The organism is Flavobacteriales bacterium (assembly GCA_020635795.1).
Lineage (GTDB): Bacteria > Bacteroidota > Bacteroidia > Flavobacteriales_E > Vicingaceae > Vicingus.
Genome location: JACJZD010000001.1, coordinates 566,397 through 583,029, shown reverse-complemented (window position 1 = coordinate 583,029; position 16,633 = coordinate 566,397). Strand labels below are relative to the sequence as shown.

14 protein-coding genes are annotated in these 16,633 nt (G+C 32.1%); 5 read left to right on the top strand and 9 right to left on the bottom strand.

Annotation, left to right across the window (positions count from 1 at the left end):
- Positions 1–117 precede the first annotated feature (117 nt).
- Positions 118–1,518 (top strand): MBL fold metallo-hydrolase, encoded by a 1,401-nt coding sequence (locus H6589_02500; protein MCB9173454.1) that lies wholly within the window; start codon positions 118–120, stop codon positions 1,516–1,518.
- 89 nt (positions 1,519–1,607) lie between these two features.
- Positions 1,608–2,066, top strand: a complete 459-nt coding sequence (locus tag H6589_02495) for a DUF1573 domain-containing protein (GenBank protein MCB9173453.1) — start codon at positions 1,608–1,610, stop codon at positions 2,064–2,066.
- A gap of 77 nt (positions 2,067–2,143) precedes the next feature.
- On the opposite strand, the gene H6589_02490 is transcribed toward H6589_02495, so the two are convergent.
- Positions 2,144–2,671 carry a hypothetical protein gene (locus H6589_02490; GenBank protein MCB9173452.1) on the bottom strand — a complete coding sequence of 176 codons (528 nt, stop codon included), beginning with the start codon at positions 2,669–2,671 and terminating at the stop codon, positions 2,144–2,146.
- A 105-nt stretch (positions 2,672–2,776) separates the two neighbouring features.
- Here H6589_02490 and H6589_02485 point away from each other — a divergent pair, with 105 nt between their 5' ends.
- The 3 genes from H6589_02485 (at position 2,777) to H6589_02475 (ending at position 5,178) form a co-directional block, all read left to right on the top strand.
- Positions 2,777–3,997, top strand: a complete 1,221-nt coding sequence (locus H6589_02485; protein ID MCB9173451.1) for a pyridoxal phosphate-dependent aminotransferase — start codon at positions 2,777–2,779, stop codon at positions 3,995–3,997.
- A gap of 51 nt (positions 3,998–4,048) precedes the next feature.
- Complete coding sequence (locus H6589_02480; GenBank protein MCB9173450.1) at positions 4,049–4,495, top strand: hypothetical protein; 447 nt, start codon at positions 4,049–4,051, stop codon at positions 4,493–4,495.
- A gap of 140 nt (positions 4,496–4,635) precedes the next feature.
- Complete coding sequence (locus H6589_02475) at positions 4,636–5,178, top strand: hypothetical protein (GenBank protein ID MCB9173449.1); 543 nt, start codon at positions 4,636–4,638, stop codon at positions 5,176–5,178.
- Positions 5,179–5,252: 74 nt separating this feature from the next.
- Here H6589_02475 and H6589_02470 read toward each other — a convergent pair whose 3' ends face one another.
- The 8 genes from H6589_02470 to H6589_02435 form a co-directional block, all read right to left on the bottom strand.
- Positions 5,253–5,915 (bottom strand): hypothetical protein, encoded by a 663-nt coding sequence (locus H6589_02470; GenBank protein ID MCB9173448.1) that lies wholly within the window; start codon positions 5,913–5,915, stop codon positions 5,253–5,255.
- Positions 5,916–5,930: 15 nt separating this feature from the next.
- Entirely contained in the window at positions 5,931–8,537 is a 2,607-nt protein-coding gene (locus tag H6589_02465; GenBank protein MCB9173447.1) for a T9SS type A sorting domain-containing protein, read from the bottom strand.
- Between the two features lie 142 nt (positions 8,538–8,679).
- Entirely contained in the window at positions 8,680–9,408 is a 729-nt protein-coding gene (locus H6589_02460; GenBank protein MCB9173446.1) for a LytTR family transcriptional regulator DNA-binding domain-containing protein, read from the bottom strand.
- Positions 9,401–11,350, bottom strand: coding sequence for a tetratricopeptide repeat protein (locus H6589_02455; protein ID MCB9173445.1), 1,950 nt, complete (start codon positions 11,348–11,350; stop codon positions 9,401–9,403). Before H6589_02455 ends, H6589_02460 begins: the two co-directional genes overlap by 8 nt.
- A gap of 1 nt (position 11,351) precedes the next feature.
- Positions 11,352–11,570: a uroporphyrinogen decarboxylase gene (locus H6589_02450; GenBank protein MCB9173444.1), complete on the bottom strand. Its 219-nt coding sequence runs from the start codon at positions 11,568–11,570 to the stop codon at positions 11,352–11,354.
- Between the two features lie 3 nt (positions 11,571–11,573).
- Positions 11,574–12,782: an L-2-hydroxyglutarate oxidase gene (gene lhgO / locus H6589_02445; GenBank protein ID MCB9173443.1), complete on the bottom strand. Its 1,209-nt coding sequence runs from the start codon at positions 12,780–12,782 to the stop codon at positions 11,574–11,576.
- A 48-nt stretch (positions 12,783–12,830) separates the two neighbouring features.
- Positions 12,831–14,099, bottom strand: a complete 1,269-nt coding sequence (locus H6589_02440) for an MFS transporter (GenBank protein MCB9173442.1) — start codon at positions 14,097–14,099, stop codon at positions 12,831–12,833.
- 125 nt (positions 14,100–14,224) lie between these two features.
- Complete coding sequence (locus tag H6589_02435) at positions 14,225–16,606, bottom strand: hypothetical protein (protein MCB9173441.1); 2,382 nt, start codon at positions 16,604–16,606, stop codon at positions 14,225–14,227.
- Positions 16,607–16,633 lie beyond the last annotated feature (27 nt).

The following is a 16,633-nucleotide window of genomic DNA, read 5'->3' as shown; positions in this document are numbered from 1 at the left end:
TAAATAATTTATTCAAATTTATGACATTTTTTTTGAATTAACTTCTTTAGAAATAGCTGTCAAAACTCATTAATATTGTTAATTTTTCGAATTACCTTTGCTAAAAATTAAAATAGTATGAGAATAGAATTTAAAGGTGCGGCAAGAACGGTTACAGGAAGTAAACATCTTATTACTTTGTATTCTGGAAAAAAAATATTGCTCGATTGTGGTTTATTTCAAGGTAAAGATGCTGATGAGTCTAATCACAATAAAAACCTTGGGTTCGACCCTTCAAAAGTTGATTACTGTATATTGTCTCATGCGCATATCGACCACTCTGGAGCTATTCCATACTTAGTTAAAAAAGGATTTAAAGGTCAGATTTTTTGTACAAATGCTACTAAAGATTTATGCGAAATAATGTTGGTAGATAGTGCTCATATTCAGGAAGCAGATGTACGCTATGTTAACAAAGCTCGTGCTCAAAAAGAATTAGAATTAATCGAACCACTATATACCATTGAAGATGCATTAGAATCGCTAAAATACTTTAAGGGTGTTGATTATGAAAAATGGATAAAGATTGACAACGAAATTGAACTTTGTTTTACCGTTGTTGGACATATTTTAGGTGCTGGAGCAGTTAATTTAAAAATTAAAGAAAATGGCAATGTTCATAAACTTTGTTATACTGGAGATATTGGTCGACCAGACCACAAAATAATTAAGAACCCCAAAACCTATCCTGACGCAGATTATATAATTACTGAATCTACTTATGGTAATAGATTACATGAAAGTACAAAAAATAGTGAACGACGTTTATTGGAAATTGTTTATGAAACTTGTGTAGTAAAAAAAGGAAAACTCATCATTCCAGCTTTTAGCTTGGGACGAACGCAAGAAATTGTTTTTGCACTCGACCAATTAGAAACCAACGGACAATTGCCAAAAATAAATGTTTATGTTGACAGTCCTCTATCGACCAATGCTACCGAGATACTAAAAAAACATCCAGAATGTTATAATCAAAAAATATTAAATTACATGAAAGTAGATTCCGATCCTTTTGGATTTAATCGTTTACATTATATTCAAGATGTTGAAGAATCAAAAGCTTTAAATAAATCAGATGAACCTTGTATTATTATTTCAGCTTCTGGCATGATGGAGGCGGGAAGAATAATGCACCATTTAAAAAACAACATATCAGACCCTAAAAACACTATTTTAGTAGTAGGCTATTGTTCTCCGCAAACATTAGGACATCGAATAGCACGTGGTGATAAAATGGTTAAAATATTTGGCGATGAACATGAAGTTAAAGCTGATGTAAGAGTTATGGATGAATATAGTGCCCACGGTGACTATATTGAAATGATTAAATACTTAACTCAAAACGATCCTTCGAAAGTAAAAGAGTTATTTTTGGTACACGGCGAATATGAAGTACAAGTTGAATATAGAGAGAAGTTGGAACAAGCTGGATTTCAAAATGTAAGAATCCCTGATTTAAATTCGGAATATCTAATCTAATAAAACATTTTTGTTAACGAAGTGTTAAATAGATTATCCATAACAATAGATAGTCTTAAGTTTGAACTATAAATATTAAAAATAGAATCATGAAAAAAATATTATTAACTTTTGGTCTTGCAGCTTTAACCATTTTTAGCGTACAAGCTCAAGAAAACAAAACCGACAATGCTGTAATTACAAATCCTAACGCTGCAGTTATGACTTTTGATGACGACGTTATCGATTATGGTACTATTGAACAAGGTGCTGATGGTGTTAGAGAGTTTAAATTTAAAAACACTGGTAAAGAACCATTAATTATTTCAAATGCAACAGGTAGCTGTGGATGTACAGTTCCAACATGGTCGAAAGAACCAATTTTACCTGGAAAAACTGGTGTAATTAGCGTAAAATATGATACTAAGAGATTAGGTGCTATTAACAAATCTGTTACTGTAACTTCAAATGCTACAGAAGCAACTAAAGTTTTGAGAATTAAAGGGAACATTATTGCCCCAAAAACAAGTCCTGTTATTGAGGGTGCAACTGGTCCTGTAGAACACTAATAAATGTGGTTATTGATTAGTTTTAGTAAATTTTCAAATTAAGTTTAAATAAGCTGCTCGATGAGCAGCTTATTTTTTTATAACCTCTCTATATCTTTATCGTCAATAGCGTGATATAAAAAACTCACTAAATATAACACTTGGTCTCTTCCTTTTCGTTGACCATATTTGGCTGTAAAATAAATAACTCCAAATAAAAATATAGCAACCGGAATTATCCAAATAAACATGGTTTCATTACCTAAATTCCATTTTGCTAACCCATACAACCCACCAAAAAAACCAGAAACACCAACAGCAATATAAAAAAACATTAGCATTACCCATATTGATTGTTTTGGGCCAATCAAACACCTTACATACGCCTTTTCTCTGTTGTTATGATACCTTTCTACAACCACCTCCATTGATGGAGACCAATAATGTTGCTCACTTTTTTTAATTCTTAAAAAGTAATGATTTCCTTTAAAATCAGCTTCAACCATTTCCTGTTTTGGAAGCGAGTTATTTATTTTTTGAATAACATCTTCCTTCGAAAACGAAGATATTAGCTTAAACCGAGGTTTAATTTCAATATTATCAGAATTATGGCTGTTAAATAACATCTGTTTAAAAAAATAAATATAAGTAATAAAGACTATATCCAACATTTTTGAGAGCAGATTTAAAAAAGTTCTTTGTAATTTTACCATGTACAAAATTTTATAAAAATGCCTGCAATTTCAAATCGTGGCAACGTAATGCCAGAATCACCAATACGTAAATTAGTTCCTTATGCAGAAGCTGCAAAAAAGAAAGGGAGAAAAGTGTTTCATTTAAATATTGGTCAACCAGATATTGAAACTCCTGCAGTTGCTTTAAAAGCCATAAAAGATATTAATTTCAAGGTAGTAGAATACAGTCACTCTGCAGGTATAGAATCGTACAGAAAAGGCTTGGCTGAATATTACAACAAATTAGATTTGGGTGTTTCATTTGAAGATATTTTAATAACAACAGGTGGTTCAGAGGCTTTATTGTTTGCTTTTAATTCTTGTTTAAACGAAGGCGACGAGGTTATTATTCCTGAACCATTTTATGCCAATTACAATGGCTTTGCAACTACAGCAGGCGTAAAAGTTGTTCCAGTTACATCATCAATTGATACTGGTTTTAGTTTGCCTCCTATTGCTGAATTTGAAAAATTAATAACTCCAAAAACAAAAGCTATATTAATTTGTAACCCAGGTAATCCAACGGGTTATTTATATTCTAAAGAAGAATTAGAAACACTAAAAAATATTGTTATCAAACACAATCTGTATTTAATAGCTGACGAAGTTTACCGTGAATTCTGTTACGATGGTAACACACATTATTCAGTATTTAACTTAACTGGAATTGAAGAACATGCTATTGTAATTGATTCGGTTTCGAAAAGATACAGCATGTGTGGTGCACGAATAGGTGCTTTCATTTCAAAAAACAAAAAACTTATTTCAACCGCATTAAAGTATGCACAAGCACGATTAAGCCCACCAACTTTTGGTCAAATTGCTGGAGAAGCGGCTCTACAAACGCCAAAATCGTACTTTGACAATGTTACTGCTGAATACGTACAACGTAGAAACATTGTAATTGAAGGTTTAAATGCTATTGAAGGTGTTAAATGCCCTAATCCTGGCGGTGCATTTTATGCTGTAGCTGAATTACCTGTTGATAATGCCGAAGAGTTTTGTCAATGGTTATTGGAAGAATTTGAATACAACAATCAAACCGTAATGCTAGCTCCTGCTGCTGGATTTTATGCAACAAAAGGCTTGGGAAAAAAAGAAGTTCGTATTGCTTATGTATTGAATAAAGAATCTTTAAAAGAAGCATTGGTTTGTTTAAAGCAAGCTTTATTGGTTTATGAAGGTTCTTCTATTCGTAAAAAAGAAATCTCCATTTAGGCACTAAAATTGTTATATTTACTTTTATTATAAACCAAAAGTAAATTAACTATGAAAAGAATTTTATTATCAGCCTTATTGTTAGGTGCGTTTTTTATTGATGCAAGTGCTCAAAAAAAATACAAAATTATCACTACCATTGAGTCTATTGTTCCGGGTGGTTTAGGTCGTTCAAGAATTATTGAAGGTACATCTACAGTAGATGCTGCTATGTTTACTACTCAACGAGAAAATGGTAAAGACAGTAAACAAGGAGACGTAAAAAGAAAAGATGCTAAGATTGATGAATTAAACGAAACTAAAATCTTGAACTTTTACAGTATGGTTGGTTTAAACTTCCAAAACATTGCTTCAAACGACGCAATGATTACTTCTATTTTAAACACGTTGTCAGAGGAAGGATGGGAATTGTTTACTGTAGTAAGTGGTGTTGAAAGTGATGCTGGTAAAGATGATGGTAATGGTATTTTTATTACTCGTTACATTTTTAGAAAATAATACCCTATTTTAAATAAAAGTTAAAAAATGCCCCGATTGGGGCATTTTTCGTTAATAACTTTGTTAATAAGCTCTTTACAACCTGTTAATATAACATTGTCTATATTTTAAATTTGTATAAACCATAATTACAGTAGTTTATGTTTACACTATTTGGCAAAAAGAAAATTAAAGAAGATGTTGCAGTAAATATCTTTATTAACAATTTGTTGGATACTGTGGAGAAGGGATTTCCTGAAGTTGCTGGAATAATTAATGATTCTCCAGAATTTGTAGAATCACCAAACATTCAAGAAAACAACTCTGAAAAATTTTTGTTAATTATTATTGCTGCTAACCTAACGTATATTCCTCAACACTTTAACAATAATCAAGATGAAAGATTGCTGGATATTATTTTCGAACAACTTTCACAAGTGTTTGGCGTGGATAAAGCAACCCTAGAAAAAGTAATAAAAGATTATCAAAACTACATTGCTAAAGTAAATCAGCCTTCAAAAAACACCTTGTATGGCGTTTCTAAAGCAGTGTTTGGAAAATACAATTTGAACGAATACCAAGACGAATACTTTAAAGCCATGAGAAGTCCAAATCCTATGTTTTTAAAACGTATGGATGAAATTATGGAAAGTTTTATTTGGAACTGGGATTCGTTTAAAGAAAAGTATCAGGTTTCAAACTAAAAATACATTTTACAGTAAAAAACAAAGGGCAGCTAAAACTGCCCTTTGTTTTTTTTCAACTTAAACTATTTTTATTATTCTGTTTCTTGCTCGTTTTCTACTTCATAACTTACATTTTCTAATACAATTGGCTCTCCCTCATTATAACTAATAAAACGTACAAAAGGTGCATTTTTATCCTCTTTGTCTTTATACAAACTAACAGTTTTTATTTGTTTTATCTTTTGGGCATTCCCAATCTGGTCAATTTTAACTGTATAAATGGCTTCAGTATAACACGTTGCTTTTTTTAATGATTCCCATGTCCATTTTGGCTTATCAGCTAATTTTATACTTTCTGGTTTACCAATGGTTTCTCCTGATCCACTCATATATTTCTCGATATCATCATTGATTATTTTCAACACTTCTGCTTCAGATGGATTAGGAATACCTTCATACCAACTATCAGCAAAATAACTTCGAGTATATGACCATTTACCGGCCAAATAATCGTAACGATAATCAGAGCGACTCCAAGTATAAACACCTTCTTTATTAGTTTTCCACTTACTTTCAGCCGTTCTTTCGTACCATTTTTCTGTTAATGAAGTATGTACAGTTCCTTTTGCACTAAAAAATTTCACTTCTAAAGCTCCCTCTGCTTTTAACTTATTAGTAATTTCTGTATCAGTTGGTTGAGCTATTAATGCAATCGTTATAAAAGTTAACTTTATGGTTATGAGTATTTTCTTCATCGGATTAACTTATTATTACTGAATAATTACTTTTTGTATTATTTGATTTTTTGTTGATTTTACTTGTAAGAAATAAATACCTTTTTGTAAATCAGTTACTTGAACAATTGTGCTTTTACTATTCAAATTTTCATTTGACAATACTATTTTACCTAAAGCATCATACATCAATAGGTTAATTAGTTGGTCATCTGATGAGATGTTTATTTGTCCATTATTTACTGGGTTTGGGTAAACATTAAAATAACTCTTAACTGAATTATTATTTATTCCAGTAACAATAACATTAGTACAACTAGAAGTAGTTTGGCAACTTCCGTTAGAAACCACCACTGCATAATTTCCATTTATGGTAACATTAAAGTTTTGGTTGATTTGACCACTAATTGGAGCATTACTGTTATTACAATCTACCCATTGATAAGTCATTCCAGTTTCTAGTGCAGTAAGTGTATTACCTGTTTGGTTTACAGTAGCTGTTGGGCTAGTATTTACAGTAGCTAATACTGCGGTTCTTGAAGATGTACAACCTCCATTTGATGCTTCTACATAATACGTAGTTGTTGTACTAATGCTTGGAGTTACAAAACTTGTTCCAGTTCCTAATGCACTTCCTCCTGTAGATGCTGCATACCAGCTCAATGTACCTGAACTTGATGTTGCACCCAAGGTAACTGTTCCTGTTCCGCATCTGTTGTTTGGAGTTGTTCCTGTTATTGTTGGTATCGCATTTATAGTAGCTATTACTGCTGTTCTTGAAGATGTACAACCTCCGTTTGATGCTTCTACATAATACGTAGTTGTTGTACTAATGCTTGGAGTTACAAAACTTGTTCCGGTTCCTAATGCACTTCCTCCTGTAGATGCTGCATACCAGCTCAATGTACCTGAACTTGATGTTGCACCCAAGGTAACTGTTCCTGTTCCGCATCTGTTGTTTGGAGTTGTTCCTGTTATTGTTGGTATCGCATTTATAGTAGCTATTACTGCTGTTCTTGAAGATGTACAACCTCCGTTTGATGCTTCTACATAATACGTAGTTGTTGTACTAATGCTTGGAGTTACAAAACTTGTTCCGGTTCCTAATGCACTTCCTCCTGTAGATGCTGCATACCAGCTCAATGTACCTGAACTTGATGTTGCACCCAAGGTAACTGTTCCTGTTCCGCATCTGTTGTTTGGAGTTGTTCCTGTTATTGTTGGTATCGTATTTATAGTAGCTATTACTGCTGTTCTTGAAGATGTACAACCTCCGTTTGATGCTTCTACATAATACGTAGTTGTTGTACTAATACTTGGAGTTATAAAACTTGTTCCTGTTCCTAATGCACTTCCTCCTGTAGATGCTGCATACCAGCTCAATGTACCTGAACTTGCTGTTGCACCCAAGGTAACTGTTCCTGTTCCGCATCTGTTGTTTGGAGTTGTCCCTGTAATAGTTGGTGGGGTGCAGTTTAACAAACGTGCAACCCTATTTCTTGTTGTACCATTATAAGAAGTAAAATCTCCAGCAATAATAATTTTTTCATCTGTTTGGATAGATACAGAATGTATATTATCGTTTGCACCTGTACCAGGATTAAACACTCCATCTAAAGTTCCATTTGTGTTAATTCTTGCTACAGATTTTATGTTTGTTCCATTGTATGAAAAGAAATTACCTACAATAATAATTTTTCCATCAGCTTGAATAGCAACATCATAAACCCCTGTTGTACTTCCTCCACTTGCTCCAGTTCCAGGATTAAATGAAGTATCAATACTACCATTAGTATTTAATCGTACAATACCTGACCGGGAAGTTCCATTGAAAGTTGTAAATTCTCCCACAACAATAATTTTCCCATCAGCTTGTATTTGAATATTTCTCACTTCAGCAAAAGTGTTAAATCCTGTGCCTATATTGAACGTATTATCAATTGATCCATTTGTGTTTACTCGAGCAATATAATTTTTAGCAGTACCGTTGTATGACGTAAACCTTCCTCCAATAATAATCTTTCCATCAGATTGAATAGCCATAGAACGAATTTGATCGTTTGGCCCAGTTCCAACATTAAATGTATTATCTATACTACCACTTGTATTTAATCGTTCAAACTTATACAGAGGTATGGTTGTGTTTATAGCATCCGTATAATAAGCAGCATAAATTATTTTACCATCAGTTTGAACTCCAATAGCACGTACTTCTCCATTTAACAATTCCGCAGGATTGAATGTATTATCTAATGCCCCAAACTCATTAAATCTTTTGAGTAAACTACCTTGAACTCCTCCAAAATGATAAATTGAGCCACCTGCAAGAATATTTCCATTTGATTCAATCGCAGAACAATAGATATCATGTGCTATTCCACCCGGTGCTGTTATATTAAATGATGAATTCCATGTTCCATTTATATTAGCAAGTATTAAACCAACCTGATTAGTTAACCACGAATCGTATTCATTAAAAGTTCCTGCAAATAGTGGTTTTCCACTTGTATGGATTTTAGAATCGTAGACTCTTGCTGAAGGACCTCCTCCTGGTGTGAATGTCATATCCAAGCTTCCTGGCTGAGCAATAGATGAAAGACTTAAAAAAGCCAACGAAATAGAAGTAAGTAGTTTTGTTTTCATAGTTTTTAGTTTAAGATGATAAACCAAAAATCTGAAATTAAGCGTTTGAGTATTTAAAAATGATATGGATGGTGGTTATGATGTTACGAACTGCGTAAATCTTGAAACAAACCAATCGAATTTAGAAGGTTTTATTGGCAAACTAGAGCAGATTTAACCGTTTAAGAAATTCCTCACGACTTGTTCTACTCATGGGTATAGGTTCTTTATCAATTAAAACATATTCGGTATTAACAGCATCGACAGAATTGATATTTACTATATAAGACCGATGAATGTGAAAAAAGCTATCAGATGGAATTGCTTCAATTAGATTTTTAAGGGTTTCCCGAATTAAATACTTCTTTTCTTTGGTGAAAATTTCGGCATAAACTCCTTCTGATTTTATGTATAAAATATCCCTAAAGTATACTTTAATGTAAAGCGAATCTTGTTTTATAAAAATAGCATCCGTTAATAATTTAAAACTCTTATCTTCACTACTTACTTCATGTTTAAGTTGTAACGAAAAATTACTCAACGCAACTTCTATAGCGGCAAACAAATCGTTTTTGGTAAATGGTTTAACTAAATAGCCATTGGGCTGGACCTCTTTGGCAGATTGCAAAATGGCTTTATCAGAATAAGAAGAAACAAAAATTAAAGGAATATTGTGGTTTTCCCTCACAAATTTTGCAAAGTCGATACCACTTTTATCGCCGTTAATATTAATGTCTAGCAACATAATGTCTGGCATTTGTATCGTCACTAAATCAACAGCTTCATTATAATTCAAGGCATAATCAGGAACTTCATATCCGAGTTCTAACAAGTATTTATTTAGCGTTTCACAAATAATTACTTCATCGTCTAATATGCCAACTTTAGTCATGTAATTTTTTATAATTTAACTCCTTAAAGTTAATACAAAAAACTGCTCCATCGTTAAATTTATATTCAACCTTTCCATTTAATTGACGAGAGAGCATTTTTACCAAACGTAATCCAAAAGAACCTTGTCGAGAGCCTTCCCCATTATTAGCAACGCCCTGTCCATTATCTTTAACAGTTAATTGCCAATATTCATTTTCAAGTTGATTAACTGAAATCATTAAGGTATTTCCGAGTTCGGGAACAAAAACATATTTATATGAATTTGACACCAATTCATTTAAAATTAACCCTATAGGTATAATGGTGTCGATATTAAATTGAACATCTTTTAATTCAAAAGATTTTGTAACACTGTTTAATTTTATTGAGAATCCTGATTCGATACTATTTACCAACAATTGAACATAATTGTAAAGATTGATGTTAGAAATATCATCGGTTTGATAAAGCATTTCATGAATTAAAGCCATGGTTTTTATTCTGCCTTGAGCTTCAGAAACAATATTTCGAACATTTTCATCGGTATGTAGCGATTCTTGAAGTTCTAACAAACCAGTGATAATTTGCAAATTATTTTTTACACGATGATGTATTTCACGTAGCAAAACTTCTTTCTCTGATAAGGATTTATTAATAATTTGATTTTTATTTTCTAATGCTTTGGCTGTTTTACGAATATTGAAAAACAAACCTGTTAAAAGCAATAAAATCAGCACAACAGCAATTAAAACCAATACTACATTTTGCCTTTTTTTATTTGCATTTTCCACTAAAAGTTGCTGAATATCATTTTCCGATTGAAGTTGTTTTATTTCAAGGTTGCGTTGTTTGGCTTGATATTTCTCTGATAATGAATTGATAAATTTTAATTTAGATTCATTCAGCAAACTGTCTTTTAGAATAGTTCCTTTTTTATAGTATTCAAAGGCTTTTATTTTATCAGATTTTTCGTAATTATTCGCTAAAGCTAGATAGTTATCTTTTATCAACTCTCCCCGATTTAAGGCTAAAGCAATAACCAAGCTCTGTTCTAAATACTCAATAGCTTTTCGTTCATCGTTTTTTGCGGTATATAAAATTCCCAAGTTGTTTAAACAAATGGCTAAATCTTCTTTTCTCCCGTTTGTTTGTAAAAAATTATTAGCCTCAAGCAAATGACTTTTAGCTTTATCTAATTCATTAATGTTACGATATATAACTCCTAAACTAATGTTTACGTTGGCTATTTCAGCTTCATTGTTTAATTTATTAGCCAAATTAAGAGCTTGTAATGAGTATTTTTCTGCTTCTTTAAATTTGTGAAGTTGCTGATAAACCACACTTAAGTTCTGTAAAGAATTTAACTCACCCTCTTCATCTTTTAATTTATGTTTGAGTTTCAACGACAACTGATAAAACTCAATTGCTTTGGCGTAATTTTCTTGTTTACGATGAACTATTCCTAAATTATTATAGCTTTGAGCTAACGATTTTTCGTCATTAATTTTATGCCTTAACTCGGCAGCTTTTAAATAATACTTTGCCGCAGAATCTAACAACGACTGATAAAAATAACATGCCCCAATATCATTCAAAGTATTAGAGGCCGCCAATGTATCTTTTAAGTTGAACCTTATGGTTAAAGCTATATTGTAATTTTTAATAGCTGAATCAAGTTGGTTGAAATTATCATAAGCCAATCCAATTCTGTTATACGCTGTTGCTAGATAATGTTGATTTTTTGTAACTCTTGCTAATTCTAGTGTTTTATTGGCGTAAAAAAGAGCACTATCAAGTTGATAACTACTGTATTCCCAACTTAAATCAGAGAAGTGAAGTAATTTTTCAGTATCATTTTTAGAGGATGATAGTTGTTTATGAATTTTAGAAATCTCGGTATAATCCTGACTAAATCCTTGAATTAACCATAAGAATGCTAATATAAACAAACTGCTTTTCATTTTACTCCACCCTAGTTTTCATCTTTATCAGAAAGTAAATATTTATCCCAACAATTACAGCATTGGTAATTATTATTGGAATCGAAAAATTCAATAGCACACCATAAACAATAAATATCAAACACCCGACAGTATTTATTATCCTTAATTTTTTAATGTTTTTCATTAAAAAAGAAATCAACACTATTGCCGAAGCAATATACCCTATAATTTCTACCATGGTTTAATTTAATTTAAAATGTGTTGTTGCCATATCACAAATTGCATCACCTATTGATAAACATGCTGTTGCCGCTGGAGAAGGTGCATTTAACACGTGTATACTTTTTCCTTTATATTCTATTCTAAAGTCATCTTTTGTGTCACCATTTTCATTCAACAACATTGCCCGTACTCCTGCTCTTCCTGGCTTAATATCATCCATGGTTAAGGATGGTATCATTCGTTGTAAAGTTTCTAAAAACAATCGTTTAGAGAATGCTCTACGATACTCATTTATACCAAAGCTCATGTTGTTAAAAAACAATTTCCATGTACCTGAATATGAAAGTGCATCAATCGTATCCTTCCAATCAAAATCAGTTTTACCATAACCTTCTCTTTTAAACGTAAACACGGCGTTTGGTCCGCACTCAATTTCTCCATCAACCATTCGAGTAAAATGAACGCCTAAAAACGGAAATTCTGGATTTGGCACTGGATAAATCAAATTCTTTACCTTGTGTTTTGCTTGTTCCGTTAAATCATAATAATCACCTCTAAAACCAACTACTTTTTCTTTTAAATTAACCTTGTCTTTTTTAGCTAGTCTATCCGCTTGCAAGCCCCCACAAAAAATCATGTATTTTGTTTTGTACTTGTTTTTTGAAGTTATTACTTCAGTTATTTCTTCTCCGTGAATAAAATCTTTTACTTCCTCACCCAAAACAATTTTACTTTCAGGTTGTTTTGCCACAACCAATTCAGCTAATTTTTCGGTAGTGCCCCTATAATCAATAATTCCAGTACATGGCACCCAAATACCACCAATACATTTTACAAATGGTTCAATATCTTTTACTTGATTGGCATCAATTTTTTCAATTCCTTCGGTGTTGTTAGCAATTCCATTATCAAAAATTTTATTCATAAATGGAAGTTCTTTTTCATCTACTGCTACTACAACCTTACCACAAACATCATGTTTAATGTTATATTCTTGAGCAAATTTCACCAGTTGTTTTCTACCATCAACGCAAGTGTGTGCTTTTTTAGAGCCTGGCTTATAATACAAACCCGAATGTATTACACCAGAATTATTACCTGTTTGATGATCTGCCAAATGCGGCTCTTTTTCGATAAGAATAATTTTAAGATGGGGATATTTCAACTGAATTTTATAAGCAGTGGCTGCTCCAACAATTCCTCCTCCAACAACAGTAATGTCGTATATTTTTTCTGTTTTCAATGTTCCTCTTTTTTTAGAGAGCGAAGGTACAAATTATTCAGTTACCGACTTGTTTTTAGGTATGGTAAGTAATAAGAGAAATCCTACGATAAAGAATAAAATAATAACTAAAATAGATTGCCTCATGTCGTTGGTTATACCCTCGATATAACCAAAAGCAAAAGTCCCTATAACAATTCCTATTTTTTCAACCACATCGTAAAAACTAAAAAAAGAAGCATGGTCTTGTGTTTCTGGCAACAGTTTAGAATACGTGGAACGCGATAAAGATTGAATCCCTCCCATTACAAAACCAACCACACCAGCAACAATATAAAAATGTAATGGAGTAGTTACAAATGCATAAGCACCATAACAGATTCCTATCCAAATAAAAATATTTATGCCTATGGTTTTAATGTTTCCTATTTTCCCAGACAAATAAGCCATTAAATAGGCTCCTGGAATTGCTATAAATTGAATAATTAACACACTGATAATCAACCCTGTTGTTTTACTTGCTTCATCAGCCCACGAAATTTCTTTTGTACCAAAAAATATTGCCATTATCATTACGGTTTGAACCCCCATGCTGTAAATAAAAAATGCCCCCAAATACCTTTTAAGTTGTTTAATTTGTTTGAGTTGATTCCATACACTATTTAACTCGTTAAAACCTTTTAAAAGAATATTTCCTTGAGGTTTTTTATTATAAATATTATTGGGTAATCGAGCATAGGTTATTTGACTAAAACCTATCCACCACAAACCAGTTAACACAAATGAATATCGAGCATCAACACCTAAAACTTGTATCAATACCAAACAAATGATGAGCAACAAAGAACTCCCAATATATCCTCTTGAAAAGCCTTGAGCACTTATTTTATCATGCAAATCGGGTGTAGCAATTTCGGGCAAATAGGCATTGTAAAAAACCAAACTACCCCAAAAACCTACACTTGCCAATAAAACCGAAACCATGCTAATCTCCAACGGAAGTACATCAAAAAAATATAAACTCATACAAGAAACTGATCCTAAATAACAAAAGAATTTCATGAATGTTTTTTTGTTCCCAGAATAATCTGCCACACCAGAAAGTATAGGTGATAATATAGAAACAATGATAAACGAAAGCGAAACTACATACGAATAGAGTTCAGTATTAATAAGGTTAAAACCAAAAAAATCAACTTTTTCAGGAACAATAGCCTCATAAAATATAGGAAAAATGGCTGTGGTTATCACCAACGGATATACCGAATTAGCCCAATCGTAGAAGGTCCAAGCACTAATAATACGTTTGTTGTTTATTTCCAATGTTGCTGATGGTTAATTGTTAATGGTTATTTGTTAATGGTTATTAGTATCTAATTACATTTTATAATTTCTGACTTCCAACTTCTGTCTTCTGACTTCCTTCTTCCAACCTCTGTCTTCTGTCTTTAACGACATGTTTCGCAAAAACTCTTTTTAATGGCATTGTTCTTTAATTGTTGAAAGCTCATGTTCGGATATCCAAACAATTTGCAAAAGCGTTGTTCATTCATGTTTTTGGCTCTTAACAACAAATCAATGTATTCTTGTTCTGGAACCAACTTGGTATCGTAAACCGCAATGGTAATAAAGCTAAATAAAAAATCTTCGTCAATATCAGGTCGAATAACCCATGGTTTCATTAATTCAATTGCCCAACTTATTCGCATCTGAAATATAAAATAATCGCTAATTAAAACAACCTGTTCTTTAGTAAGCTGCGATTGTAACAACATTTTTTTAACTTCTAACAAGGATTTATCCCGGTCTTTAAATTTTTTTGTTTCGTAATAATAATCAGCAGAGATAATGTTGTGATTTAACACCAATTGATGCACACGGTAAGGTTCAATATCTGTTCCGTACAATTGTTTAATATCTTTTAAAAGGTATTTTGGATCAGATTCTCGTGCATAATCTTCCGACCAAAGCAACAATTTTACAGTTGCTTTATTGTAATTTATGTATGGATTTGAAGGGTCAATTAACGATTGAATATTTAACTCCTTTAACAACTGTTCATTCAAACTATCACGGTTTTCGGTATCGTTGTAATACCACCTAAATGCGATTTGATTGTTGATTAATGACACCGTTTCTCTGTAATGAGGAATGGTAAGTTTCAACACATCATCTGAGTCAACTTTACCTTCTTTAACCGCACTAAAAAGTATGGATTGATATATTTTCGCTTTTTTATAATCCTTACTCTTAATGGCTTGTTTAAACTTTAAAGGAAGTCCTTCATACAAGGCAGTATCCATATAAATTTTCTCTACTGTTAACTTAATTACTGCCTTCCGCTGGTCTTCCAAATAAGGTTCCATGTTTATTGCCAGCGTATCGGTATTCACAATTTTTAATATTTGCTCTTTTGCCAATCCAGCAAATTGTTTTTCGTAGGGCGACCCTTTGATTGAATTAAAAAACCCATCCCAATTTTCTTCCGTTTTTATTGCTGTTTCAACTTCTTGAAGCTTATAATTTTTAATTATTTTTAAAATGCTGTTCGCTCTTTTTTCTTGGAGAGTTTTGTTGTCTTTTTGATTTCCTTCGATAGAAGAATACGCCAAAATTTCAATTTTCTTCAAATCGTAACGATTTAAACTTATTGAATCTAAAAAAGGCTCAATATCTTCCATTTTGTAATCGTATTTATTACGCTCAAATGGAACAGTAAAAGTTAATGTGTTTAAAACCGAATCGGCTTTGTTACTTACCGAGAGCGTATCAATAATAAAACCCAAATTCAATGATTTTAAATTATCTCCAGCCAAGCTATTGTAAACAATGGTTTGACACAAACAATTGCTTTTAATAATCAACAAGGTAAACTCCACATTATTGGTATCGATATAAGATGGAATTGGACCTAATGAAACCTCTAATTGACCTTGATCTTTCAACTCATTTTTACTCAACAAATAGTTTTTATTAACTGGTGGCAATAAAATACCACTATGAATTTTTGAAGGGTATAGTCGATTGCCTGTTTCGCATGAAAACTGAGTGCGTGAAATAATATCGATTGCAATGGCATCATTACCTGCCGACATTACATTTTTAAACAACTCTAAATCATGAAAAAAGAAATAAAGTTGTCCGTTTTTGTAGAAAATATTATCCGACATCAACTCTGGTAAATAAGGGAAATTCTTTTCTAATTCGGCACATTTATCTTTATTGTATGGTTCAATTTTATAATCATCTCTATCTGGCTTTACGCCATTAGGCAATATAAATGGCTCAGAACCGTAAACCTGAGTAGCAACAATTTTTTTTGATTTAGCATCAAAACTTATAGCTGTACCGACATTGTAATACGATTTGTTTAGAACCACTTGAGGACTTTCTTTTGCATTAAGCCAAGCCGAAGCAAAAGCCTCTGCGGCATCTTCGTACGATTTTAGAGTAATTCTAGTATTGGTTCCCGGAATTTTAACTTTAGCACCTAAAACAGTTTGCATACAGTTTTCACCAACTTCGGCATGTAAGCCATCATAAAAAACTACTCTATCAAAAGGGGTTAATTTCTTTTTGTTAGGTTGTTCGTGTTCTACTTTTCCTGTTTTTAGGATGTGTTCAGATTGGTCGGCAGCAGCTAATCGAAGAATATCATCTTTCTTAAATTTTTGTACCGATTTAGATTCACGCTGTTCGTTAATTTTTTGTTCAATTAACTCTTCAAGAAATTTTGTGTTGAATTTTTTAAAGTTGATGTTATCCTTTGGATTTTGAGAAAAACCAACGACAGATATTAAAAGAAATAATATGTTAATTATTCTATTCAAATCATTATTTATTGTTGCAATTTAACA

Coding starts and splice junctions, on each gene's coding strand:
- H6589_02500 (MCB9173454.1), top strand. CDS start 118: ATGAGAATAGAATTTAAAGGTGCGGCAAGAACGGTTACAGGAAGTAAA.
- H6589_02495 (MCB9173453.1), top strand. CDS start 1,608: ATGAAAAAAATATTATTAACTTTTGGTCTTGCAGCTTTAACCATTTTT.
- H6589_02490 (MCB9173452.1), bottom strand. CDS start 2,671: ATGTTATTTAACAGCCATAATTCTGATAATATTGAAATTAAACCTCGG.
- H6589_02485 (MCB9173451.1), top strand. CDS start 2,777: ATGCCTGCAATTTCAAATCGTGGCAACGTAATGCCAGAATCACCAATA.
- H6589_02480 (MCB9173450.1), top strand. CDS start 4,049: ATGAAAAGAATTTTATTATCAGCCTTATTGTTAGGTGCGTTTTTTATT.
- H6589_02475 (MCB9173449.1), top strand. CDS start 4,636: ATGTTTACACTATTTGGCAAAAAGAAAATTAAAGAAGATGTTGCAGTA.
- H6589_02470 (MCB9173448.1), bottom strand. CDS start 5,915: ATGAAGAAAATACTCATAACCATAAAGTTAACTTTTATAACGATTGCA.
- H6589_02465 (MCB9173447.1), bottom strand. CDS start 8,537: ATGAAAACAAAACTACTTACTTCTATTTCGTTGGCTTTTTTAAGTCTT.
- H6589_02460 (MCB9173446.1), bottom strand. CDS start 9,408: ATGACTAAAGTTGGCATATTAGACGATGAAGTAATTATTTGTGAAACG.
- H6589_02455 (MCB9173445.1), bottom strand. CDS start 11,350: ATGAAAAGCAGTTTGTTTATATTAGCATTCTTATGGTTAATTCAAGGA.
- H6589_02450 (MCB9173444.1), bottom strand. CDS start 11,570: ATGGTAGAAATTATAGGGTATATTGCTTCGGCAATAGTGTTGATTTCT.